The 22056-nt window shown below is 73.6% G+C and carries 19 protein-coding genes; 11 read left to right on the top strand and 8 right to left on the bottom strand.

From position 1 onward, the window contains the following. Nucleotides 1-5 precede the first annotated feature (5 nt). Entirely contained in the window at nucleotides 6-1067 is a 1062-nt protein-coding gene (locus IE237_RS12395) for a rod shape-determining protein (RefSeq protein ID WP_189801964.1), read from the bottom strand. 286 nt (nucleotides 1068-1353) lie between these two features. Between IE237_RS12395 and IE237_RS12400 the strand changes: the two genes are divergently transcribed. Continuing rightward, the gene (locus tag IE237_RS12400) at nucleotides 1354-2367 is read left to right on the top strand and encodes an SCO2400 family protein (protein WP_189802598.1); all 1014 of its coding nucleotides are present in this window, start codon (nucleotides 1354-1356) and stop codon (nucleotides 2365-2367) included. Nucleotides 2368-2414: 47 nt separating this feature from the next. Here the strand turns inward: IE237_RS12400 and IE237_RS12405 are convergent, their stop codons facing one another. Next, nucleotides 2415-2849, bottom strand: a complete 435-nt coding sequence (locus IE237_RS12405; protein ID WP_189801965.1) for a MarR family winged helix-turn-helix transcriptional regulator — start codon at nucleotides 2847-2849, stop codon at nucleotides 2415-2417. Between the two features lie 105 nt (nucleotides 2850-2954). On the opposite strand from IE237_RS12405, the gene IE237_RS12410 reads away from it, so the two are divergent. The 5 genes from IE237_RS12410 to IE237_RS12430 all read left to right on the top strand — a co-directional run bounded on the left by IE237_RS12410 (nucleotide 2955) and on the right by IE237_RS12430 (nucleotide 7914). After that, complete coding sequence (locus tag IE237_RS12410; protein ID WP_189801966.1) at nucleotides 2955-3974, top strand: NADP-dependent oxidoreductase; 1020 nt, start codon at nucleotides 2955-2957, stop codon at nucleotides 3972-3974. A gap of 64 nt (nucleotides 3975-4038) precedes the next feature. Further along, nucleotides 4039-4461 (top strand): organic hydroperoxide resistance protein, encoded by a 423-nt coding sequence (locus tag IE237_RS12415; protein ID WP_189801967.1) that lies wholly within the window; start codon nucleotides 4039-4041, stop codon nucleotides 4459-4461. Between the two features lie 108 nt (nucleotides 4462-4569). Beyond that, nucleotides 4570-6234 carry a serine/threonine-protein kinase gene (locus tag IE237_RS12420; protein ID WP_268253693.1) on the top strand — a complete coding sequence of 555 codons (1665 nt, stop codon included), beginning with the start codon at nucleotides 4570-4572 and terminating at the stop codon, nucleotides 6232-6234. Nucleotides 6235-6244: 10 nt separating this feature from the next. Next, entirely contained in the window at nucleotides 6245-7084 is an 840-nt protein-coding gene (locus tag IE237_RS12425; RefSeq protein ID WP_189801968.1) for an EI24 domain-containing protein, read from the top strand. An 11-nt stretch (nucleotides 7085-7095) separates the two neighbouring features. Beyond that, nucleotides 7096-7914 (top strand): pectate lyase, encoded by an 819-nt coding sequence (locus tag IE237_RS12430; RefSeq protein WP_189801969.1) that lies wholly within the window; start codon nucleotides 7096-7098, stop codon nucleotides 7912-7914. Nucleotides 7915-7942: 28 nt separating this feature from the next. Here the strand turns inward: IE237_RS12430 and IE237_RS12435 are convergent, their stop codons facing one another. After that, a complete protein-coding gene (locus tag IE237_RS12435) occupies nucleotides 7943-8905 on the bottom strand; it encodes a LysR family transcriptional regulator (RefSeq protein ID WP_189801970.1) in 963 nt (320 codons plus the stop codon). A 147-nt stretch (nucleotides 8906-9052) separates the two neighbouring features. Here IE237_RS12435 and IE237_RS12440 point away from each other — a divergent pair, with 147 nt between their 5' ends. Then, on the top strand, nucleotides 9053-11239 hold the full coding sequence (locus IE237_RS12440; protein ID WP_229842611.1) for a M4 family metallopeptidase: 2187 nt from the start codon (nucleotides 9053-9055) through the stop codon (nucleotides 11237-11239). 115 nt (nucleotides 11240-11354) lie between these two features. On the opposite strand, the gene IE237_RS12445 is transcribed toward IE237_RS12440, so the two are convergent. Together IE237_RS12445 and IE237_RS12450 are read right to left on the bottom strand one after the other, a co-directional pair. Continuing rightward, nucleotides 11355-12068: a carbon-nitrogen hydrolase family protein gene (locus IE237_RS12445; protein WP_189801971.1), complete on the bottom strand. Its 714-nt coding sequence runs from the start codon at nucleotides 12066-12068 to the stop codon at nucleotides 11355-11357. Between the two features lie 32 nt (nucleotides 12069-12100). After that, nucleotides 12101-13018, bottom strand: a complete 918-nt coding sequence (locus tag IE237_RS12450) for a LysR family transcriptional regulator (protein ID WP_189801972.1) — start codon at nucleotides 13016-13018, stop codon at nucleotides 12101-12103. Nucleotides 13019-13067: 49 nt separating this feature from the next. Here IE237_RS12450 and IE237_RS12455 point away from each other — a divergent pair, with 49 nt between their 5' ends. Continuing rightward, nucleotides 13068-13865: an NAD(P)-dependent oxidoreductase gene (locus tag IE237_RS12455; RefSeq protein WP_189801973.1), complete on the top strand. Its 798-nt coding sequence runs from the start codon at nucleotides 13068-13070 to the stop codon at nucleotides 13863-13865. Between the two features lie 304 nt (nucleotides 13866-14169). On the opposite strand, the gene IE237_RS12460 is transcribed toward IE237_RS12455, so the two are convergent. After that, nucleotides 14170-14739: a TetR/AcrR family transcriptional regulator gene (locus IE237_RS12460; protein ID WP_189801974.1), complete on the bottom strand. Its 570-nt coding sequence runs from the start codon at nucleotides 14737-14739 to the stop codon at nucleotides 14170-14172. Nucleotides 14740-14897: 158 nt separating this feature from the next. On the opposite strand from IE237_RS12460, the gene IE237_RS12465 reads away from it, so the two are divergent. After that, nucleotides 14898-17357 carry a beta-glucosidase H gene (locus tag IE237_RS12465; protein WP_189801975.1) on the top strand — a complete coding sequence of 820 codons (2460 nt, stop codon included), beginning with the start codon at nucleotides 14898-14900 and terminating at the stop codon, nucleotides 17355-17357. A gap of 60 nt (nucleotides 17358-17417) precedes the next feature. On the opposite strand, the gene IE237_RS12470 is transcribed toward IE237_RS12465, so the two are convergent. Continuing rightward, a complete protein-coding gene (locus IE237_RS12470; protein WP_189801976.1) occupies nucleotides 17418-18311 on the bottom strand; it encodes an SGNH/GDSL hydrolase family protein in 894 nt (297 codons plus the stop codon). A 259-nt stretch (nucleotides 18312-18570) separates the two neighbouring features. Here IE237_RS12470 and IE237_RS12475 point away from each other — a divergent pair, with 259 nt between their 5' ends. Together IE237_RS12475 and IE237_RS12480 are read left to right on the top strand one after the other, a co-directional pair. Next, nucleotides 18571-19065, top strand: coding sequence for a DUF3145 domain-containing protein (locus tag IE237_RS12475; protein ID WP_041129084.1), 495 nt, complete (start codon nucleotides 18571-18573; stop codon nucleotides 19063-19065). Between the two features lie 65 nt (nucleotides 19066-19130). Next, nucleotides 19131-20666: an outer membrane protein assembly factor BamB family protein gene (locus IE237_RS12480; protein ID WP_189801977.1), complete on the top strand. Its 1536-nt coding sequence runs from the start codon at nucleotides 19131-19133 to the stop codon at nucleotides 20664-20666. A gap of 103 nt (nucleotides 20667-20769) precedes the next feature. Here the strand turns inward: IE237_RS12480 and fabF are convergent, their stop codons facing one another. Continuing rightward, nucleotides 20770-22032: a beta-ketoacyl-ACP synthase II gene (fabF, locus tag IE237_RS12485; protein WP_189801978.1), complete on the bottom strand. Its 1263-nt coding sequence runs from the start codon at nucleotides 22030-22032 to the stop codon at nucleotides 20770-20772. Nucleotides 22033-22056: the final 24 nt, after the last annotated feature.

Below are 22056 nucleotides of genomic sequence, written 5' to 3' on the forward strand. Positions count from 1 at the left end.
GTGGTTCAGTCCTCGTCGGTGAGCGGGTCCTTCTCCGCCAGCGGGTCGAGGACCATCGGCTGGACCTTGCCCTCCAGCATCGCGCCGAGACCCAGGACCGCGCACACGTCCGGCCGTTCCGCGATGTGCACCGGCATGCCGGTCGCCTCGCGCAGCATCTGGTCGAGGCCCGGCAGCAGGGCGCTGCCGCCCACCATCATGATCCCGCGGTCCGCGAGGTCGGCCACCAGGTCCGGTGGGCAGTCCCGCAGCACCTTCCCGATGCCGTCGAGGACCGCCGTCAGCGGGGTGTGGATCGCGTCGCGTACGGCGGCGGTGTCGACGGTCACCGAACGGGCCAGGCCCGTGGCGACGTCCCGGCCGTGGATCTCCGTCCAGGCGGGCCCGTGCGTCGTCAGGCCGTTGCCGCTGAGGGCCAGTTGCAGCGGGCGCACCGACTGGCTCGGCAGCATCAGCTCGTGGTGGTGGCGCAGGTGCTGGATGACGGCGTGGTCGATGGCGTTGCCGCCGACCGGCATCCGCTCCGCCGTGACGATCGCGCCGAGCGAGAGGACCGCGACCTGCGTGGTCGCCGCCCCGCACACCAGGATCATGGTCGCGGTGGGCTGCTCGACGGGAAGCCCGCAGCCCACGGCCGCCGCGATCAGGGTGTCGACCAGCTCGACCCGGCGCGCCCCGAGACCGACGAGGGTCTCCACGGCGGCGCGCTGCGCCAGCGGATCGCTGTCGTGCGGGGTGCAGGCGGCCGCGCGCAGCCGGGGCTTGCGGCGCAGCTGCCGGCGCAGCTTCTCGCCGAGGAGGTGACGGAGCATCCGCTGCGCCATGTCGATGTCGACGACCGTGCCGCCCGAGACCGGGCGTACGACCCGGATGTAGTCGGGGGTGCGGCCGGTCATCTTCTCGGCGAGGGCGCCGACGGCGATCAGCGCTCCGGTACGGGTGTTGACGGCGGCGACGCTCGGCTCGTCGACGACGAGTCCGGCGCCCTTGACGAAGACGCGGGTGCGGGCGGCACCCAGGTCGACGGCGACATGGCAACGACGCAGCTGTTCAAGGCTGACGGTCACGGCGGATCCTCCGGAGTGCGGTGCTGGCACGGGCGAGGCGGGTCGCGATTCGCGGTCCTGTTCGCATCGTCCGACCGTCCGGGGCGCGGCGCGCGCTGGGCTGAGCCGCCCGGGGCCCCGGTGCGGGCCGTGCCGGAGGCGGTACTCCGGGTGAGGAGCGTCCGGAGGCCATCCCTCCCGAAGCGGGAGAATCACGGCGCACCGCCGACGACCTGCGGTTTCCACACAGGATCCTCACTTCTGTGCCTACCTGACGCAGCACCGGGCCGCATAGCCTGCGGGCCCCATGGACTACTGCCACGCGTGCCGGCGGCATCTCAACGGGGCCCTCGCCTGTGCCGGGTGCGGGACTCCCGTCGAGGCGCTGCGGTACGAAACCCCCCACATACCGGTCCACACCCCGGACCACGGTCACGGCGAGCCCGACCGGCCCGCCCTCTACGACGAGCGGTTCGCGGCGTACGGCGCGCAGGACCGGTTCGCGGCCCACGACGAGCGCCCGGCGGTCCACGCCGTCCACGACGAGCGGTTCGCGGCCCACGACGCGCAGGACCGTTTCGCGGCCCACGACGCGTCGGACCGGCCCGCGCCCGAGCACGTCTACGAGCTGGACGTCCTCGAACCGCCGCGCCCGGCCCCCGGCGGCCGCCGTGCCGCCCGCGCCGCCGCGCAGGACCGCGCCGCCCCGCGGCGGGGGCGGAGGTCGCGCTCGCGCCGGGGCCGTAACGTCCTGGTGGGAACGGTGGGCCTGGTCCTCGCGGCCGGGACCCTGAGCCTGGCGCAGCTCGCCCTGGAGGAGCCGCCGCGGGACGGCGCGGCCACCGCGGTCGAGGAGCTGGAGGTCACCGAGACCCCGCTGTCGCCGGAACCCGTCGAGACCTCCGGAGCGCCGGAGGGGTCGAGCGAGGCCCCGGTGACGGACGCGCCGAGCACCGTCTCCGCGCGCCCCCGCCAGGTGAGCGCGGGCTCGTCCGAGGGCTCCGGCACGGGGTCCGGCTCGGGCAGGGGTACGGGATCGGGCCCGGGCTCCGGTACGCGTCCGGGCGCGGGCACGGGATCCGGTACGGGGACCGGCACCGGCCAGGGGGGCGGCGGCGACGCGACCGCCGAGCCGACGGCCACCGGCCCCGCCGCCCCGTCCGCCACGCCCACCGGGACCGCGTCGCCGGGCGAACCGACACCGGGCGGTTCGGGGACGCCCGGCGGACCCGCACCGTCGACCACCGGCCCCACACCGACCCAGACCCCGACCCCCACCCCGACACCGACGTGCACCCGCTTCCTCTGGTGGTGCGTGTAGGGGCGGTGGGCGACCGGTGGTGCGGGCAGCGGCGGCGGGCGGCGCCGTCAGGCCACGTCCGCGCCCAGCATCCGCTTCAGCAGGTCCCTCAGCAGGGTGCGCTCGGTCTCGGTCAGTTCGCCGAGGGGTTCGCGGGCGAAGTCCAGGGACTCGCGCAGGCGGCGGGCGGTGTCGCGGCCCTCGTCCGTGGGGACGGCCAGCTTGACCCGCCGGTCGTCCGGGTCGGGCCGGCGCTCGACCAGGCCGCGGGCCTCCAGGCGGTCGACGATGCCGGTGATGTTGGAGGGCTCGCACTTCAGCTTCTGGGCGATGCGGCGCATCGGCAGCGGATCGAGCGAGAGCAGGCCGAGGACGCGGGCCTGGGCGCCGGTCAGCGCGTGCTGCGCGGCCGCCTGCTCGTACTCCTCGTAGTAGCGCGCGACGACCGTGCCGATCAGCTCGACGACTTCGAGGGTCAGGGGGTCCGTGCGTGAGGTGGCCATGGGGAGCAGTCTACCCAGATACTTGACAACATGAAATATCCAGGCGCATGGTTGTTTGAGGTAGTGAACCTTTTGTGATCTGAAGCTTTTCTGGAGGCCGTGCTCATGTCCGTTCTTCCCGCGTCCAGCCGTGAGTGGCACCTCGTCGCCCGTCCGCACGGCTGGCCCGTGCCCGCGGACTTCGCCCTGCGCGAGACCCCGGTCACCGAGCCCGCCGAGGGCCGCATCCTCGTGCGCAACCTGCACTTCTCCGTCGACCCGTACATGCGCGGCCGGATGAACGACGTGAAGTCCTACATCCCGCCCTTCACGCTCGACCACCCCATGGACGGCGGCGCCGTCGGCGAGGTCGTCGCCTCCGACGCCGAGGGCTTCGCCGTCGGCGACCACGTCCTGCACGGCCTCGGCTGGCGCGAGTACGCCGACGTCCCGGCCCAGCACGCCACCAAGGTCGACCCGGCGCTCGCGCCCCTCTCCGCCTACCTCGGCGTGCTCGGCATGACCGGCCTCACCGCCTACGCCGGCCTCTTCGAGGTCGCCTCCTTCAAGGAGGGTGACGCCGTCTTCGTCTCCGGCGCGGCCGGCGCCGTCGGCAGCCAGGTCGGCCAGATGGCGCGGCTCAAGGGCGCCTCCCGGGTCATCGGCTCCGCCGGCTCCGACGAGAAGGTCAAGTTCCTCGTCGAGGAGCTCGGCTTCGACGCGGCCTTCAACTACAGGAACGGCCCGGTCAAGGACCAGCTCCGCGAGGCCGCCCCGGACGGCATCGACGTCTACTTCGACAACGTCGGCGGGGACCACCTCGAAGCCGCGATCTCCTCGCTCAACGTGCACGGCCGCGCCACCATCTGCGGCATGATCGCCCAGTACAACGACACCGAGCCGGTCCCCGGCCCGCGCAACATGGCGATGATCATCGGCAAGCGGCTGCGGCTCCAGGGCGTCCTCGTCGGCGACCACTACGGCCTGCAGAACCAGTTCGTCCAGGAGGTCGGCGGCTGGCTCGCGTCCGGCGAGCTGAAGCACCGCGAGACCTTCGTCGAGGGCATCGAGAACGGCGTGGACGCCTTCCTCGGCCTGCTGCGCGGCGACAACACCGGAAAGATGATCGTCTCGACGACCCGCTAGTCTTCCCTCAGCCGTCGCGATCGTGGGCGCGAGTCGCGGCGAACCGCAGAAGGAAGTACCCAGCATGTCCATTCAGCAGTCGGACGTCCTCTACACCGCCGTCGCCACCGCCGAGAACGGCCGTGACGGGCGCGTCGCCACCGACGACGGTCAGCTCGACGTCGTCGTGAACCCGCCCAAGGCCATGGGCGGCTCCGGCGCCGGCACCAACCCCGAGCAGCTCTTCGCCGCCGGCTACAGCGCCTGCTTCCAGGGCGCGCTCGGTGTCGTCGCCCGCAACGAGAACGCCGACATCTCCGGCTCGACGGTCACCGCCGAGGTGGGCATCGGCAAGAACGACGACGGCTTCGGCATCATCGTCAAGATCTCGGCGACCATCCCGAACGTGGACGCCGAGACCGCCAAGGGCCTGATCGAGAAGGCGCACCAGGTCTGCCCGTACTCCAAGGCGACCCGCGGCAACATCACGGTCGAGCTCGCCGTCTGATCCCGGACGCGCACGAGGGCCGCACCCCCCACCGGGGTGCGGCCCTCGCTGCGTACGGGACGGCTGCGGCATCATGTCCGTGTCCTGCGGGCGAGGGGGAGCCGAGTGGTGTCGTACAACGGGCCGGAGCGGGCCGGTCACGAGCTGATCGGCGGGCGGTACCGCCTCGGCGAGCGGCTCGGCCAGGGCGGCATGGGCGTCGTCCGGCGGGCCACCGACGAGCTGCTCGGGCGCCCGGTCGCCGTCAAGACGCTGGCGCTGGACTCCGGCGCCGATCCGGCGGGCGCCCTGCGCGAGGCCCGGGTCGTCGCCCAGGTCCGCCACCCGCACGTGATCGTCGTCCACGACGTCGTCGAGCACGAGGGACGGCCCGCCCTGGTGATGGAGCTCGTCGACGGCGGCTCGCTCGCCGACCGGCTCGCCGCCGGCGGGGTGCTGTCCCCGCGCGAGGCCGCCCGGCTCGGGCTCGACCTCCTCGACGCCCTGTCCGCCGCCCACGCCCACGGGGTGCTGCACCGGGACGTGAAGCCCGCCAACGTCCTCCTGGAGCAGGGCACCGGCCGGGCCGTCCTCACCGACTTCGGCATCGCGAGCCTCCCCGGCGCCACGACGCTCAGCGGCACCGGGGTCTTCATCGGCACCCCCGAGTACACCGCCCCGGAGCGGATGCGGGGCGAGAACGGCGGCCCGGCCTCCGACCTGTGGTCGCTGGGCGCGCTCCTGTGCGCGGCGGCGACGGGCACCTCCCCGTTCCGAAGGGACTCGATCGGCGCCGTCCTGCACGCGGTCGTCTACGAGGAGATCCGCCCCTCCGACCGGCTCGGGCCCCTCGTCCCCGTCGTCCGGGGCCTCCTCGAACGCGACCCGGACCGACGCCTCGGCGCGCCCGAGGCCCGCCGGCTGCTCGCCGCCTGCGCGGCGGGGGAGGAGACGGCGGAAGGACCCGCGCCGATGCCGGCCCTCCACCCTCCGACCGAACACGACGCCCATCCGCCCGTCACCCCGCGACAGCCCACCCCGCCGCAGGTACGGGACCCGGGAGCCGCCACCCCACGGCAGGCGACGCTGCCGGAGGTACGGGACGCCGGAGCCGCCACCCCCGTCGCCCCCGCCGTCGTCGACGGCCCCGGCGCCGGGCCCGCCGGCGCCCGCCCCGCCACCGCCGCCCGCCGGGGCGCGCTCGCGCTGCCGTTCGTGGCCGCGGCCGTCGCCGCCTCCGTCGCCGCCGTCACGGTGGCGGTGCTGCTCGCGGGCCGCGACGGGTCACCGGCGGGTCCGGGGGCGTCCCCGACCGGCGCGCGGGGCTCCTCCGCCGCACCCGCCCCCGTACCCGCCGGATACACGGCCGTCGAGGACGAGCGCGGCTTCACCCTGGCCGTGCCCACGGGCGCGCGCCGCTCGACCGACGGCGAGCGGGTCTTCTACACGACGGGCGACGGGGCCGTCTGGGTCGGGATCAGGATCCGGGCGATCCCGGCCGGCGGGGCGATCGGGGTGATGCGTGCCGCCGACGCGGCCGGCCCGAGGACCAACCGGGGCTACCGCGACGCCGTGGTCGAGGAGACGACGCACAAGGGGCTGCCCGCCGCGCGCTGGGAGTTCACCTGGAACGGCTTCACCAGCGCCGAGGGCCCCCGGCACACCGTCGACCTCTGCTGGGAGCAGGCCGGGACCCTCTACGACCTGTGGGCCTCGGCGCCGGTGGACCGCGCCGCCGAGGCCCGCGGCCACTTCGACGAGGCCCTGGAGTCCTTCCGTACGACCGGCGGTTAGGGTGACCTCCATGCGTGATCTCGGGGTGGGTTTCAAGTACTTGCTGCAGGGCCAGAAGTGGGTCGGCCGGCACGGACGCTGGTTCGGCTTCGGGCTGCTGCCCGGGCTCGTGACGCTCGTCCTCTACGCCGGAGCGCTCGTCGGTCTCGGCTACGGCGCCGACGACCTGGCCGCGTGGGCGACGCCGTTCGCCGACGACTGGGCCTCGCCCTGGCTCGCCATATTCCGCGGCACCCTGACGGCGCTCGTCTTCGCCCTCGGGCTCTTCCTCGCCGTGATCACCTTCACCGCCGTGACCCTCCTCGTCGGCCAGCCCTTCTACGAGTCGCTCTCCGAGGAGGTCGACCGCAGCGAGGGCGGCGAGGTCCCCGAGTCGGGTCTGCCGCTCTGGCGCGAGCTGTGGATCTCGGCCCGCGACAGCCTGCGGGTCCTGCTGCGCGTCGCGCTCTACGGCGTCCTGCTCTTCGCGTGCGGGTTCATCCCCGTCGTCGGCCAGACCGTCGTCCCCGCCATCGGCTTCTGCGTCTCCGGCTTCTTCCTCACCGAGGAGCTGACGGCCGTCGCGCTGCAGCGCCGGGGCGTCGAGCTCAAGGAGCGGCTGCGGCTGCTCCGCGGGCGCCGGCTGGCCGTCCTGGGCTTCGGCGTTCCGCTGACGCTCGCCTTCCTGGTGCCCTTCGTGGCCGTCCTCCTCATGCCGGGAGCCGTCGCCGGGGCGACCCTGATGGCCCGCGACCTGCGCGGCGAGACCGCCGGCGGCGACGCGGACGAGGACTCCGAAGAGAACGATCAAGCAGGCGGCAACCTTCCTTCCTCCGGTGGCGACCAGGGAGTGCACCACTTCCCCCACTGAAGAAGGAACCCATGACGTCACACCAGCGCAGGACCGGCCGCCGCCGCGCGGTCGTCGGCGGTCTCAGCGCCCTCGGCATCACCGGCGCGGCCGTCCTCACCACCGGCCTGCTCGCCCCGGCGGGCGCGGCGGGCGCCGTCCCGGCCTGGCCGGCGGCGAGGGGCAGCAAGCCGGTCGCCACGACCATCGAGGTCTCCGGCACCTACGACGGGAAGCTCCAGCGCTTCCACGGCACCGGCGAGCTGGGCTCGGACGGCCAGGACGAGAGCCAGAAGCCGGTGTTCGTCCTCAAGGACGGCGCCGTCCTCAAGAACGTGATCATCGGCACCCCGGCCGCCGACGGCGTCCACTGCCTCGGCAGCTGCACCCTCCAGAACGTCTGGTGGGAGAACGTCGGCGAGGACGCCGCCACCTTCAAGGGCACCTCGGCGTCGGCGGTGTACGCGGTGTACGGCGGCGGCGCGAGGAGCGCCTCCGACAAGGTCTTCCAGTTCAACGGCGCGGGCAAGCTCGTCGTGACCAGGTTCCAGGTCTCCGACTTCGGCAAGCTCGTGCGCTCCTGCGGCAACTGCAAGAAGCAGTACAGGCGCACGATCCTGATCAACGACGTCGACGTCACCGCGCCCGGCAAGTCCGTCGTCGGCGTCAACGCCAACTACGGCGACACCGCGACCCTGCGGAACGTCCGGATCCACGGCGACGCCAGGAAGAAGCTCAAGCCGTGCACCCGCTTCACCGGCAACGACACCGGCAAGGAGCCCAGGGAGATCGGCACCGGCCCGGACGGCACCACCTGCCGCTACGCCGCCGGGGACCTCTCGTACGACTAGTCGCACGCACCCGGTCCCCGGCGCCTGCTCAGGCGTCGAGGACCGGGTGCAGTTCCGGCCGCGCGTCCCACCACGCCCGGTGGAAGGCGTTGTTGTCGACGTTCGCCAGATAGGCGCGGGCCGCCGCCCCGTACAGCAGCTCCGCCTGCGGGGCGGTGACCGCCGCCCGGTTCCAGGCGAGCCGGATCCGCCCCGTCACCGGGTCGCCCTCCAGGGGGCGCAGCACCGTGCCCTCCGCCGCCGGGGCCGTCGGCTGGCTCATCGAGATCGCCCGGCCCGCCGCGATCAGGTCGTAGTGCATCTTGCGGTCGGCGACCCGGTGCCGCAGCGAGGGCGTGAACCCGGCCTTCTCGCAGGCCGTGACCAGCGCCTCGGGCCCGCCGTCGTCGTCCTCCACCAGCGTCATCCAGGACTCGCCCGCGAGCTCGGCGAGCGCGACGCGCTCCCGGCCCGCCAGCGGGTGCGCCGCCGACATCCGCACGCAGAACGGCTCCTTGGGGACGAGGGTGCGGGCCGTCGTCCCCTCGGGCAGTGGCACCTCGTGGTCGTTGACCTCCCCGTACAGCACGGCGTCGTACCGGCCCGCACCGAGCTGCCGGGTCAGCGTGGTCGCCGAGTGCTCCACGGTGACGGCGATCTCCTGGCCCGCCATGACCTGCTCCAGCTCCCCGAGGAGCCGGTCGACGAGGACGAGCAGGATGCAGCCGAGCCGCAGCGGGGTGTGCGGGGCGACGGCCCGCGCCCCGGCGGCCAGCGCGTCCATCTCGCCGAGCACGAGCCGCGCCTTGGAGAGCACGAACTCGCCCAGCGGGGTGGGCTCCACACCGTGCCGGCCACGGAGGAAGAGCTCCCCGCCCGCGACCCGCTCGATCCGCCGCAGCTGCGCCGACAGGGCCGGCTGCGAGACCCCGAGCCGCCCGGCGGCCCGCCCCAGACTGCCCGCTTCCGCTATCCGGCAGACGGCCTCAAGATGCCTCAACTCCAGCTGCATTTCAGCAGCGTACGCAGCGGCGCACGGGCGCACCATAACCCGCGTCTTATGCCGGATGAGATGTCCCGAACTGGCCATGTCCACGCCCATACTCGGCGCGACGATCCGTCTCCCCCACCACGATCCACACCCCGATCGGAGCAGACGTTGCACCCCACCAGACTCACGGCGACCGTGGCCGCCCTGGCGCTCTCGGCGAGCCTCGCGACCGCCCTCGCCGGCCCCGCCTCCGCGGCCCCGCAGTCGCAGCCCGTACCGCCCGGGCACGGCAGGTCCCTCGCCCTCGCCGCGGCGGACAAGGCCGCGGCGAGCGGTCTCGACGAGCTGCGGCACGGCGCCGACGAGGACCTCGTCCGGACGTCCGTCACCCCCTGGGCGAACGGCCTGTACTACGCCTCGTACGAGCGCACCTACCGCGGCCTCCCCGTCGTCGGCGGCGACGCGGTCGTCGTCTCCGACAGCTCCGGCAAGGTCCGTGAGGTCACCGGCGCCCCGGCCCCCGCCATCAGGCTCTCCACGAAGGCGAAGGTGACGGCCGAGGCGGCCCTCGCCACCGCCCGGAAGCAGCTGGCCTCGGTCGAGAGCGCGAGCGCCCCGGAGCTGACCGTGCTCCTCAAGGGCGGCAAGGCCGTCCTCACCTGGCACACCCTGGTCATCGGCCGGACCGCGAAGGACGCGCCGAGCTCGCTCGACACCTACGTCGACGCGCGCACCGGCTCCGTCGCCCGCGCCACCGACAAGATCCTGCACGCCGACGGCCGCGGCTACCACAACGGCAACGTCACCATCGACACCGCCGCGAGCTCGATGACCGACACCAGCCGCGGCGGCTTCAAGTGCGGCGGGCAGAACGGCAGCGCGTACACGGGCTCCTCGCCCTGGGGCAACAACGGCGCCAACGACCTGGTGACCGCCTGCGTCGACATCATGTACGCGGCGCAGAAGGAACACTCCATGCTCAAGGAGTGGTTCGGCTACAACGGCCAGAACGGGCAGGGCGGCATGGTCCCGGCCCGCGCCGGACTGAGCGAGGTCAACGCGTACTACGACGGTACGAAGACGACCTACGGGCGGGCCCAGACCGGTTCCAACCAGCTCACCGGCATCGACGTCGTGGCGCACGAGTACGGCCACGAGATCTTCGACCGGACTCCGGGCAGCTCGGGCTCGTCCAACGAGAACGGCGGCATGAACGAGTCGACCGGCGACATCTTCGGCGCGCTCACCGAGCACTACGCCAACAACCCGAACGACACCCCGGACTACACGGTCGGCGAGAAGGTCAACTTCTTCGGCGACGGCAAGCCGATCCGGAACATGTACAACCCCTCGCTCGTCGGCAACGACCCCAACTGCTACCCGCAGCTGACCTCGGGCACCGAGGTGCACGCGGCGGCCGGCCCGCAGAACCACTGGTTCTACCTGCTGGCCGAGGGCTCCAACCCGGGCGGCGGCAAGCCCAACAGCCCCATATGTTCCGGCGGTCCGTCCTCCGTGACCGGCATCGGCATCCAGAAGGCCGGCAAGATCTTCATGGGCGCCCTGCTCATGAAGACCTCCTCCTGGAACCACCTCGCCGCCCGCAGGGCGACCCTGACCACCGCCAAGAACACCTACGGCAGCGCCGAGTGCAACGCCGTGAAGGCGGCCTGGAACGCGATTGGCGTGCCGGCCCAGTCCGGTGAGACCGACTGCGGCGGCACCACCACCCCGGACTTCTCCCTCGCCCTCAACCCGTCCTCGGGCTCGGTCCAGGCGGGTGCCTCCGTCACCTCCACGGTGAACACCTCCACCACCGGCGGCAGCGCGCAGACCGTGCAGCTCTCCGCGAGCGGCGCCCCGAGCGGGGTCACCGTCTCCTTCAGCCCCGCCTCGGTGACCTCCGGCTCCTCGTCCACGATGACCGTCCAGGTCGCCGCGGGCACCGCCAACGGCACGTACCCGATCAACGTCACCGGTACGGGCTCCGCCACCCACACGGTCACCTACCAGCTGTCGGTCGGCACCACGACCCCGCCGACCGGCTGCGACAACGCCGAGTACACGTACCAGGGCAGCCTGACCTCCGGCCAGGCCGCGGCCCAGCCCGACGGCTCGTACTACTACTCGGCGACCTCCGGCACCCACGTGGGCTGCCTGCGCGGCCCGGCCGGCACCGACTTCGACCTGTACCTGCAGAAGTGGAACGGGTCGGCCTGGGTGGACGTGGCCGTCGGCGGCACGGCGACGGCCGACGAGGACACCAGCTACTACGGCACCGCGGGCTACTACCGGTACCTGGTCCACGCGTACAGCGGCTCCGGCGCGTACACGCTGGGCCTGAGCGCCCCGTAAGGGGATGAGCGCCCCGTAACGGGGGCGGGGCGCCGTCGCGGACCGGGGGTTCCGTGACGGCCTCCCCGGGAGCCGGACGGTCGTATGTCCCACGACCGTCCGGCTCCGCCGTCTCTCAGCCCACCTCGGCGAGGACGAACCCGGCCTCCTCGGTGCCCGCGTCCGCGATCCGCTCGCCGTCCGGGCCCCAGGCGCCGGCCCGGCCGACGCCGACCCCGTCCTCGTTGGCCCCCAGGACATTGCCGAGGACCACGTACAGACCGAAGTCGCGGGCCCGCACCGGATACACCTTCTCGAAGGAGTCGTTGTCGGCGCCCAGCACCGAACTCGCCAGGTACACCGAGCAGTCGTCGGCCACCGCCCGTTCGGCCAGCTCCGGGAAGCGGTTGTCGTAGCAGGTGGCCAGGGCGAACCGGACCCCGTCGAGCGCGAACCGCCCGTCGGCGGCGCCCGGCGTGAAGACCTCCGCCTCGACGCCGTACAGGTGCCGCTTGTCGTAGCGGGCGAGGAGCGAGCCGTCCGGGCCGATCACCAGCGTGGTGACCCCGGCGCCCGAACCGGCCGTCCGCACGGGTCCGTTGACCACCGCCGCGGCGCCGGCGTCCCGGCAGGCCTCCCGTACGGGATCGAGGCGGGGGTCGTCCTCGGCGAGGACCAGGCCGGGGGTGTCCCGGATCAGGGAGGGCTCGTACCCGGTGAGCGAGAGCTCGGAGAGGACCACGACCCGGGCCCCCTCCGCCCCGGCCGCCCGGACCAGGCCGGCGATCGTACGGACGTTGGCGTCGATGTCCCCGGCGACCGGGGCGAACTGGGTGGCTGCGACGAACATGACCGCCATCATCCCGCGCCCCTCTGTAAGGGTCAAGACCGGCCAGAGGGTATTAGTTCCTCCGCTGTCTCGCGGAGCAGGCCGAGGAAGGCGGTCGCCGCGACCGTCGGGGTCGTCGGAGTGGCCGCGCAGATCCGGCGGTACGGGACGTCGTCCGGGTGGATCGTGACGAGCGCGACGTCCCGGCGCACCGAGGCCGCCGCCAGCGCGGGCACGAGCGTGACACCGAGCCCCGCGGCGACCGCCCCCAGCTTGGCGATCCAGTCGTGCGCCAGCAGCCCCGTGCGCGGCCGGAACCCGGCCGCGACCGCCGGACGGAACAGGGTGTCCTCCAGACGCTCGTTGCCGACGATCCACTCCTCGTCGGCGAGCTCGGCGAGCCGCACCGCCCGCCGCCGCGCGTACGGATGCCCCTGCTCCAGGGCCACCAGCATCGGCTCGTCCAGCAGGCGATGCAGCGCCACACCGGGCGGCGGGGCGGCGGCGGGCGCCGGACTCACCACCGCGAGGTCCTCCTCCCCGGCGACGACGAGCCCGAGGTGCTTGACCGACGGACCCTCCACGCGCGTGACCACGACCCCCGGGTGCCGCTCCCGGAAGGCGGCCTGCGCGCGCGGCACGAGGGAGGCGGTCGCGCTGGAGAAGGCCCCGAGCCGCAGCAGCCCGCCGTCGAGCGTGCGCAGGGAGGCCAGTTCGGCGCGGGCCGCGGCCAGCCGGTCCCGCACCGCCTCGGCGTGCGGAAGCAGCACCCGGCCCGCCTCGGTGAGCCGCACCCCGCGCGGCAGCCGCTCGAACAGCTCCGCGCCCATCTCCTCCTCCAGCGCCTGGACCTGACGGGACACCGCGGACTGCGTGTAGCCGAGGGCGTGGGCGGCGGCGGTGAGGGAGCCCGTGCGGGCGACCGCGAGGAAGGCCTCGTACAGGCCATGCGAGACAGGCATGGCAGCCATGCTAGACATTCGCTTGTCGCATGCGTCGGCCGGTCCTAGCGTCGACGGCATGGACACCACACCCCAGAAGATCGCGTTCCTCGGCCTCGGATCCATGGGCCTGCCGATGGCCCGCCGCCTGCTCGACGCCGGACATCTGCTGACCCTCTGGAACCGCACGGCCTCCAAGGCCGACGCCCTCGTCGCCGACGGCGCCGTCCGCGCCGCGACCCCCGCCGAGGCCGTCCGGGACGCCGACGTCGTCGTCACCATGCTCGCCGACCCGGCCGCCGCCCTCGCCGTCGCGGACGAGATGGTCCCCGCGCTGCGCCCCGGCACCCAGTGGATCGACACCTCGACGGTCGGCCCGGACACCGTCGCCGCCCTCGCCGCCCGGCTCCCCGCCGGGGTCACCCTGATCGACGCGCCCGTCATGGGCAGCGTCGACCGGGCGGCCACCGGCGAGCTGATGATCCTCGCGGGCGGCGACACCGCGCCCGTCGCCGCCGTCCTCGACCGGCTCGGGACGGTGACGCCCTGCGGCGGCCCGGGCGCGGGCGCCGCCCTCAAGCTCGTCCTCATCAACGCCGCCATCGGCGGGGTCGCCCTCGTCGCCGAGGCCCTCACGCTCGCCGGCGCGCTCGGCCTGCCCCGCGAGCTCGCGCTGCGCACCCTCGGCGCGGGCCCCCTCGCCGGCGCCGTCGGCCGGGCCACCGCCACCGGCTCGTACTTCCCGGTCGCCCTCGCCGCGAAGGACGTCGCCCTGGCCACGTCGTCGGCGAAGCTCCCCGTCCTGGAGGCGGTCCACGGCCTCCTGACCGCGGACCCGGCCCTCCTGGCCGAGGACCTGGCGGTGGTCGCCCGCTAGGGACCGTCCGGCGGGATCATGCGCCTAGAATCCGGCGCAGCGGCGCCGCGCGCGGTGCCGCAGGGTGCGGGGCCGTGGCAGAGCGGTCCATCGCGGAGCTGGGCGGAGGAGGTCCCCGAAGCCCGGGGAGAGTGGGCGGTCGCCGGACCTGGCGGCCGTACCGCGCGGGTTCGAATCCCGTCGGCCCCGCACCCGGCCCGGCTCCCTGATCCGGCCTGATCCTGCCTGTTCCGGCCTGTTTTGGCCTGATCCGGCTTGTTCCGGCCTGTTCCGGCCTGTTCCGGTCTGATCCGAATGGCAGGCCCTAAGGGGCGTCCCCCCGCAGCAGCCGCAGGAAGTCGCGGAACGCGCCCGGCATGTCCACCGCCGACGGGTCCAGGAGCCACTGGTACTGGAGGCCGTCCATCACCGCCGTGAGCAGCGGCGCCGCCCGCTCCGGGGTGAGGCCGCCCGGCAGCCGCTCGCCGAACTCCAGCCGCAGGACGTCCGCCATGTTGGCCCGCACCTGCGCGTACCTCTCGGTGAAGAACTCCCGCGCCGGGTGCCCGTCGGTGACGCTCTCGCCGAGCAGCGCGGAGAACGTCTGTACGATCCCCGGCCGCATCGCGTTGTACTCGACGAGGGACTCCAGGAGGTCCAGCCGCCAGCCCTCGCGGTCCCGGCCCCCGCTGGTGTCCCAGCGGTCCCGCTCCTCCAGGACGGCGACGAGCAGCGCCTCCTTCGTCGGGAAGTAGTGCAGCAGCCCCTGCTGGGTCAGCCCGACGCGCTCGGCGACGGAGCCGAGGGTGGCGCCCCGGTAGCCGCGCTCGGCGATCACTTCGAGGGCGGCGCGCAGGATGTCCGCGCGCCGCTCCTCGCTCCTGGCCCGCACCATCGCCGTGGCCCCCTTTCGCAGGTTCGTCCGACAGGACCGTACCCCCTCGCCGTGGCGTTGAAGTAACAGAATGATTACGTAACCTACCGATCTACAGGTAGGTGGGTGCACGATGGGCGGCATCGGGGTCATCGGTACGTCAACGAGGAGGTACGGCCATGGCGGAGACCAGCGCGGAGACCGTGAGGAACACGGTCGTCGAGACGGCGCTCGGCAAGCTCGACCTGGACGCCAAGACCCGGCTGCTCGCGGGCCAGGACATGTGGTCCCTGCCCGCCCTGCCGGAGATCGGCCTGAAGTCCCTGGTCATGTCCGACGGCCCCATCGGCGTCCGCGGCGTCCGCTGGACCGCCGACGACCCGTCCGTCGCGCTCCCGTCCCCGACCGCCCTCGCCGCCGCCTGGGACCCCGCGCTCGCCCGCCGCGCCGGCCGGCTCCTCGCCCAGGAGGCCCGCCGCAAGGGCGTCCACGTCCTCCTCGCGCCCACGGTCAACCTGCACCGCACCCCGCTCGGCGGCCGCCACTTCGAGGCCTACAGCGAGGACCCGTACCTCACCGGCGCCATCGGCACCGGCTACGTCCAGGGCGTCCAGGACGGCGGCGTCGGCACCACCGTCAAGCACTACGTCGCCAACGACGCCGAGACCGACCGCTTCACCGTCGACAACCGGATCGCCCCGCGCCCGCTCCGCGAGCTCTACCTCGCCCCCTTCGAGGCCATCGTCGAGAACGCCCACCCCTGGGGCATCATGACCGCCTACAACCAGGTCAACGGCGTGACGATGACCGAGCACCACCACCTCGTGAACGAGGTCCTGCGCGGCGAGTGGGGCTTCGACGGAATCAACGTCTCCGACTGGATGGCCGCCCGGTCCACCACCGGCGACATCGCGGGCGGCCTCGACGTCGCCATGCCCGGCCCCGGCACCGTCTACGGCGCCGCCCTCGCCGCCGCCGTCCGCGCCGGCGAGGTCGAGGAGTCCGCCGTCGACACGGCCGTACGCAACGTCCTGCGGCTCGCCGCCCGCGTCGGCGCCCTCGAAGGCGCCCCGCCGGTTGTCACCGAGCACCCCGCCACCATCGACGGCGACGCCCTCGCCCGCGAGATCGCCCGCCGCGGCTTCGTCCTCGTGCGGAACGAGAACGGCGCCCTGCCCCTGAAGCCCGGCACCGTCGCCCTCTCCGGCGCGGCCGCCCGCGACGCCCGCGTCCTCGGCGGCGGCTCCGCCCAGGTCTTCCCCGACCACGTCGTCTCCCCGCTCGACGGCCTCACCGCCGCCCTGCCCGAGGGCGCTCTGACGTACACCGTCGGCGCCGACCCCAGCGAGGAACTCGCCCCCGCCGACCAGGGCTTCACCCTCCGGGCCCGCTGCCGCGACGCCGAGGGCCGCCTCCTCGGCGAGGGCTCCCTGCCCAACGGCCAGGTCCAGTGGATCGGCGACGACCTCCCCGAGGGCGTCACCCACCAGACCCTCGCCTCCATCGAGGTCTTCGGCACCTTCACCCCGCGCGAGTCCGGCGAGCACGCCTTCGGCACCCGCGGCCTCGGCGCCTTCACCCTCGCCGTCGCCGGCGAGACCCTCTTCGACGGCGCACAGGTCATGGGCCCCGAGACCGACCCCTTCGAGGCCTTCTTCGGCTCCCCGGTCGAGCGCGCCAAGGTCGTGCTCACCGCGGGCGAGACCGTCGAGGTCTCCCTGCTCCACACCCTCGACAAGGAGTTCGCGGCCCCGCTGCCGGCCGTCATGTTCTCCTTCGTCCACCTCGGTCCCCGCCGTGACCCCGACGAACTGATCGCCGAGGCAGTCGAGGCCGCCCGCGCCGCCGACACCGCCGTCGTGGTCGTCGCCACCACCGAGCGCGTCGAGTCCGAGGGCTTCGACCGCAAGGACCTCGCCCTCCCCGGCCGCCAGGACGACCTCGTCCGGGCCGTGGCCGCCGCCAACCCGAACACCGTCGTCGTCGTCAACGCCGGCTCCCCGGTCGAGCTGCCCTGGCGCGAGGACGTGGCCGCGATCCTGCTCAGCTGGTTCCCCGGCCAGGAGGGCGGCGCCGCCCTCGCCGACGTCCTCACCGGCGCCGAGGAGCCCGGCGGCCGCCTCCCCAGCACCTGGCCCGTCGCCCTCGCCGACGTCCCCGTCACCGAAGTCACCCCGACCGACGGCGAACTGCACTACACCGAGGGCGTCTTCATCGGCTACCGCGCCTGGGACAAGGCCGGCGCCGTCCCCGCGTACCCCTTCGGCCACGGCCTCGGCTACACCCGCTGGTCGTACGACTCCCTGGTCGCGGCCCCGGACCGGGCCACCGTCCGGATCACCAACACCGGCGACCGGCCGGGCCGCGAGACCGTCCAGATCTACCTGGCCCCGGTCGCGACCGTGTCGACCGGCGCGCCGAGCGCGACCGTCGAGCGCCCCGCCCGCTGGCTGGCCGGCTTCGCGAGCGTCGAGGCCGCGCCCGGTGAGACCGTCGAGACCGAGATCGCGCTGCCCCGCCGCGCCTTCGAGATCTGGGACGAGGAGAAGAACGGCTGGACCCTCGTCACCGGCGCCTACGAGGTCGTCGCCGCCCACTCCCTCACGGACGCCCGCCTGACCGCCACCCTGGAGATCTGACCTCCCGGGATCCCCGTGAACCGGCCCCGGGGCGGCACCTGACAACCGCCCCGGGGTCCCTCACTCCTTCGTGATCCGCCGGTACGCGAGCTCCGCGAGCCGCGCCTGCCCGTCCTTGCTCGGATGGAACCAGTCCCAGGGGCTCAACTGCCCGCCGTCGAAGCGGAACCCGAAGACCGCCCCGCCGTCGTACCGGCAGCGCGCGTCCTTCGCGCAGACCTCCTCCAGGACCTCGTTGTACGCCACCACCCGGTCCCGCACCGCCGCCCGCCGCCGCTCGGCCGCCGGACCCAGGTCCTCCGCGTCCGCCAGCATCGCGCCGCAGATCCCCAACTTCCACACCTGGAGCCCCATCGGGCTCACCCGCCCCGTCGACCACAGGTGCTTCAGGTCCGGCACGCTCGCCACGTACACCTGCGCCTTCGGCGCGCCCGCCCGCAGCCGGGCGAGGGCCGTCTCGAAGGAGGCCCGGAAGTCGGCGACCGGGGTCATGAGGTCCGGAGTGGCCCGGCAGGCGTCGTTCGCCCCCATCATCACCGTCACGAGCTCGGGCTTCTCGGCGGCCGCCCCGGCCATCTGCTCCGGGAGCTCCGCCATCCGCGCCCCCGTCCGGGCCAGGTTCCAACTGCGGGTGGCCACCTTCTCCGGGCCGAGCAGCCGCAGTGCCAGACTGTTGACGGCGGTGTCCGTCCCGGTCGCCCACGACACCTCGGGGCAGTCCGTGAGGACGGAGCACGCGTCGAAGGCGCGGGTCACGGAGTCACCGACGGCCGCGACGGAGGCGGGGGAGACGTCCCACGGGGGCGTGGGGCTCGGGGTCGGGCGCACGGTCGGCCGGGCGCTCGGAGCCGCCGCCTCCGGATCCCCCGCCGTGCAGCCGGAGAGCACACCGCCGCACAGCAGCGCGGCCGTCGCGGCGGCGACAGCGGTACGGAATCGGCGTCGGCCGCGCATCCCCGGCCCCTCCTTCGGCGTCCTGGCGGGTGAAAGCTTCGTGTTCACCCGCCCCCGGACCGACCGTACGTCACACCGATGACGGTGCGGCACGGTAGCTTTTCCCCCGTCGAACCAGAGGCGCCATCGCCGACCGGCTCCGGTAAATTACATCACGTCACATGCTGTCCCCTTTTTGAGGGTTTGCGATGTTCTGCTCCTGATGCTGTTTACTGAGGCCGCTGGGCAAGGCGAACCTCGTCCCACACTGGAGGTCCCGGTGACGACACGTGGAGTCCTGTACGTACACTCCGCACCGCGCGCGCTGTGCCCGCACGTCGAATGGGCGGTCGCGGGCGTCCTCGGTGCGAGGGTCCAGCTCGACTGGATCCGCCAGCCGGCGTCCCCCGGCACCTGGAGAGCCGAGTTCTCCTGGCAGGGCCAGACCGGCACCGCCTCCAAGCTCGCCTCCGCGCTCCGCGGCTGGCAGATGCTCCGCTTCGAGGTCACCGCGGAACCCTGCCCGACCGCCGAGGGCGAGCGCTACAGCGCCACCCCCGACCTGGGCATCTTCCATGCCGTCACCGGCATGCACGGGGACATCCTGATCCCCGAGGACCGGCTGCGGGCCGCCCTCGCGCGCTCCGCGCAGGGCGAGACCCAGCTGGAGGCGGAGATCGCCAAGCTGCTCGGAAAGCCCTGGGACGACGAGCTGGAACCCTTCCGGTACGCCGGTGAGGGCGCCCCCGTCCGCTGGCTGCACCAGGTCGTCTGACGCCCTCCACCGGCAGGTTGTAGATTCCGCCCGGGCGCGCAGGGGGCGCGCCGGGTGGGAGAGAAGTGACGCGTGACGGTACAGCGGGCGCCGCGTTCGGCGCGGCGGCGGTCTTTATGGGGGCAGGCGTCGTCGCCGGATCCTGGCCGACGGGCTGGGCGGCCCTCCTGTGCGCCCTCGTCTGCGGGGCGCTGGGCGCGACGCTCCTCGCGGTGCGGCGGCGCGGTACGGCCTCCGGGGCCACGGAGGAGGTACGGGACGCGGCGCCGGGCCTCGCCAGGAAGGACGTGAGACCGGACGGGAAGGCCGCGCGGCCCGGCCGGTCCTCGCTCGTGGCCGCCGCCGTGGTCTGGGTGCTCGCCCTCCTCGCGGGCGGCGTCTGGGCGCTCACGGCCGGGGACGACGACACGGACGACACCGAGGCGGCGGGCAAGGGGCCCGCGAGACCCTCCGCCACCGCGTCCGCCTCCCTGGACGCCCGTCCCGCCGTGGCATGGACCGTCCCGCCCGTGGGCCAGGTCGGCGACGAGTCCGTCGGCTACTGGGGACTCGGCACCACCGTCGTCCAGGGCCGGATCGACGGACTGTTCGCGTACGACGCCGCCGACGGCCGCGTCCGGTGGAGCGTGCCCGCGCCGACCCGCGAAGCCCTGTGCGCGATGACCCAGGACACCGAGGAGGGCGTCGGGCTCATGGCGTACGGACGCCACGACAAGCCCTGCGCGACCCTGCTCGCCGTCCGCGTCTCCGACGGCAAGGTCCTGTGGAAGCGGAGCATCGGCGGCGACGGCCTCACCGACAACGGGCGGCCCCTCGCCGTCGGCGGCACCACCGCGGTCGGCGCCGAGGACGGAGCCGTACGGGCCAGGTCCACCGAGACCGGGGAACAGCGCTGGCAGCGCAAGCTCGGCAAGGACTGCGCGACCCTCGCCGTGGACGCCGACGCCGGCCGCACCCTCCTCGTCGAGCAGTGCGGCAAAGGGGCGAAGCTCCTCGCCCTGGACACCCGTACCGGCGCCCAGCGGTGGGCCCGCGACCTGCCCGTCGAGTCGAAGGCCACGACGGCGGTGGTCTCCGTCTCCCCGGTCGTCCTCGCGGTCGACGAGGCGGACGCCCGGGGCACCCACGCCTTCCTGGGCTTCGACGACAAGGGCGCCCCGACCGTGACCGTGCCGCTCTCCGGACCGGACGGGACGCTCTCGGCCCCCGACGGCGTCGGCGACGGCGACGCCCACGTGCCCGTCGTCCACGACGGCCTCCTGGTCACGCTCGCCGAACGGGAGTCGCTGGTGCCCGACAACGTCGTCGCGTACTCCCTCCAGGACGGCCGGAAGACGTGGTCGTACCACGCGGAGTCCCAGACGATGGCGCTGGCGGCGGAGCCGGACGGCGCCCGCGTGGCCGTCCTGGAGAACCAAGGCAACGGCAGGATCACCCTGCTCGACCGCACGACGGGCAAGCCCGGCACCCGCATCGAACCGGACACGGGCAAGCCCGTGGGGATCTCCATCTACCCCGAACTCGTCCCCGTCACGGGCGGCCACGTCGTCCTCAACCAGATCCTCATGCACGCGGAACCGGCGGCCTTCGCCCTCCGCTGACCCCACGAGAAAGGCCCACCCCCGAACAGGGGGTGGGCCTCACGCACCTGAACGGCGAGGCCCGCCCCCGTGCTGGGAGCGGGCCTCACCGTTCAGGCGCGAATCAGACCGTACGGAACGCCAGCACCACGTTGTGGCCGCCGAAGCCGAACGAGTTGTTGATCGCGGCGATCGTGCCCTGCGGGAGCTCGCGGGGCTCGTTGCGGACGATGTCCGCCTCGACCTCCGGGTCCAGGTCGTCGACGTTGATCGTCGGCGGGGCCAGGCGGTTGTGGAGCGCCAGGACCGTCGCGACGGTCTCGATGCCGCCCGCGCCGCCCAGGAGGTGACCGGTCATCGACTTCGTCGCGGAGATCGCGACGTGGTCCAGGTCGTCGCCCAGGACCTTCCGCAGCGCCTTGATCTCGGCGACGTCGCCCTGCGGCGTCGACGTGGCGTGCGCGTTGAGGTGGACGACCTCGGACGGCTTGAGGTCCGTCGAGTCCAGCAGGTTCTGCATCGCGGCGGCGATGCCCCGGCCGGTCGGCTCGGGCTGCGCGATGTGGTGGCTGTCGGCCGACAGGCCCTGGCCCAGCACCTCGCAGTAGATGCGGGCGCCGCGCGCCTTCGCGTGCTCCTCGGACTCCAGGATCACGACACCGGCGCCCTCGCCGAGCACGAAGCCGTCGCGGCCGGTGTCGTAGGGACGCGAGGCCTTCGTCGGCTCGTCGTTGTTCTTGGACATCGCCATCATGTTGGCGAAGGCGGCGATCGGCAGCGGGTGGATCGCGGCCTCGGTACCGCCGGCGACGACCACGTCGGCACGGCCGGTACGGATCATCTCGACGGCGTAGCCGATCGCCTCGGCACCCGACGCGCACGCGGAGACGGGGGTGTGGACGCCCGCCCGGGCGTTCACCTCCAGGCCCACGTTCGCGGAGGGGCTGTTCGGCATGAGCATGGGAACGGTGTGCGGGGAGACGCGGCGTACGCCCTTCTCCTTCAGCACGTCGTACTGGTCGAGCAGCGTGGTGACACCGCCGATGCCGGAGGCGATGACGGAACCGAGCCGCTCGGGCACGATCTTCTCGTCCTCGCCGGCCGGGCCGGTGTAGCCCGCGTCGGCCCAGGCCTCACGGGCCGCGATCAGCGCGAACTGCGCCGAGCGGTCCAGCTTGCGGGCCAGCGGGCGGGGCAGCACGTCGCCGGGGTCGACCGCGGCGAGCGCCGCGATCTTGACGGGCAGTTCGGCGAAGCGCTCGCCCTCAAGGGGCTTGACGCCGGAGCGTCCCGCGATCAGACCTTCCCAGGTCGATGCGGAGTCGCCACCCAGCGGTGTGGTTGCGCCGAGACCGGTGACGACCACGGTGCGATTGGTCGAGCTCACAGGAATTCTTTCTCCACGTGTGTG

This window comes from Streptomyces tanashiensis, assembly GCF_014648895.1.
In the GTDB taxonomy this organism is placed as follows: domain Bacteria; phylum Actinomycetota; class Actinomycetes; order Streptomycetales; family Streptomycetaceae; genus Streptomyces; species Streptomyces tanashiensis.

Coding starts and splice junctions, on each gene's coding strand:
- IE237_RS12400 (WP_189802598.1), top strand. CDS start 1,354: ATGGACTACTGCCACGCGTGCCGGCGGCATCTCAACGGGGCCCTCGCC.
- IE237_RS12405 (WP_189801965.1), bottom strand. CDS start 2,849: ATGGCCACCTCACGCACGGACCCCCTGACCCTCGAAGTCGTCGAGCTG.
- IE237_RS12410 (WP_189801966.1), top strand. CDS start 2,955: ATGTCCGTTCTTCCCGCGTCCAGCCGTGAGTGGCACCTCGTCGCCCGT.
- IE237_RS12415 (WP_189801967.1), top strand. CDS start 4,039: ATGTCCATTCAGCAGTCGGACGTCCTCTACACCGCCGTCGCCACCGCC.
- IE237_RS12425 (WP_189801968.1), top strand. CDS start 6,245: ATGCGTGATCTCGGGGTGGGTTTCAAGTACTTGCTGCAGGGCCAGAAG.
- IE237_RS12430 (WP_189801969.1), top strand. CDS start 7,096: ATGACGTCACACCAGCGCAGGACCGGCCGCCGCCGCGCGGTCGTCGGC.
- IE237_RS12435 (WP_189801970.1), bottom strand. CDS start 8,905: ATGCAGCTGGAGTTGAGGCATCTTGAGGCCGTCTGCCGGATAGCGGAA.
- IE237_RS12445 (WP_189801971.1), bottom strand. CDS start 12,068: ATGTTCGTCGCAGCCACCCAGTTCGCCCCGGTCGCCGGGGACATCGAC.
- IE237_RS12450 (WP_189801972.1), bottom strand. CDS start 13,018: ATGGCTGCCATGCCTGTCTCGCATGGCCTGTACGAGGCCTTCCTCGCG.
- IE237_RS12455 (WP_189801973.1), top strand. CDS start 13,068: ATGGACACCACACCCCAGAAGATCGCGTTCCTCGGCCTCGGATCCATG.
- IE237_RS12460 (WP_189801974.1), bottom strand. CDS start 14,739: ATGGTGCGGGCCAGGAGCGAGGAGCGGCGCGCGGACATCCTGCGCGCC.
- IE237_RS12465 (WP_189801975.1), top strand. CDS start 14,898: ATGGCGGAGACCAGCGCGGAGACCGTGAGGAACACGGTCGTCGAGACG.
- IE237_RS12470 (WP_189801976.1), bottom strand. CDS start 18,311: ATGCGCGGCCGACGCCGATTCCGTACCGCTGTCGCCGCCGCGACGGCC.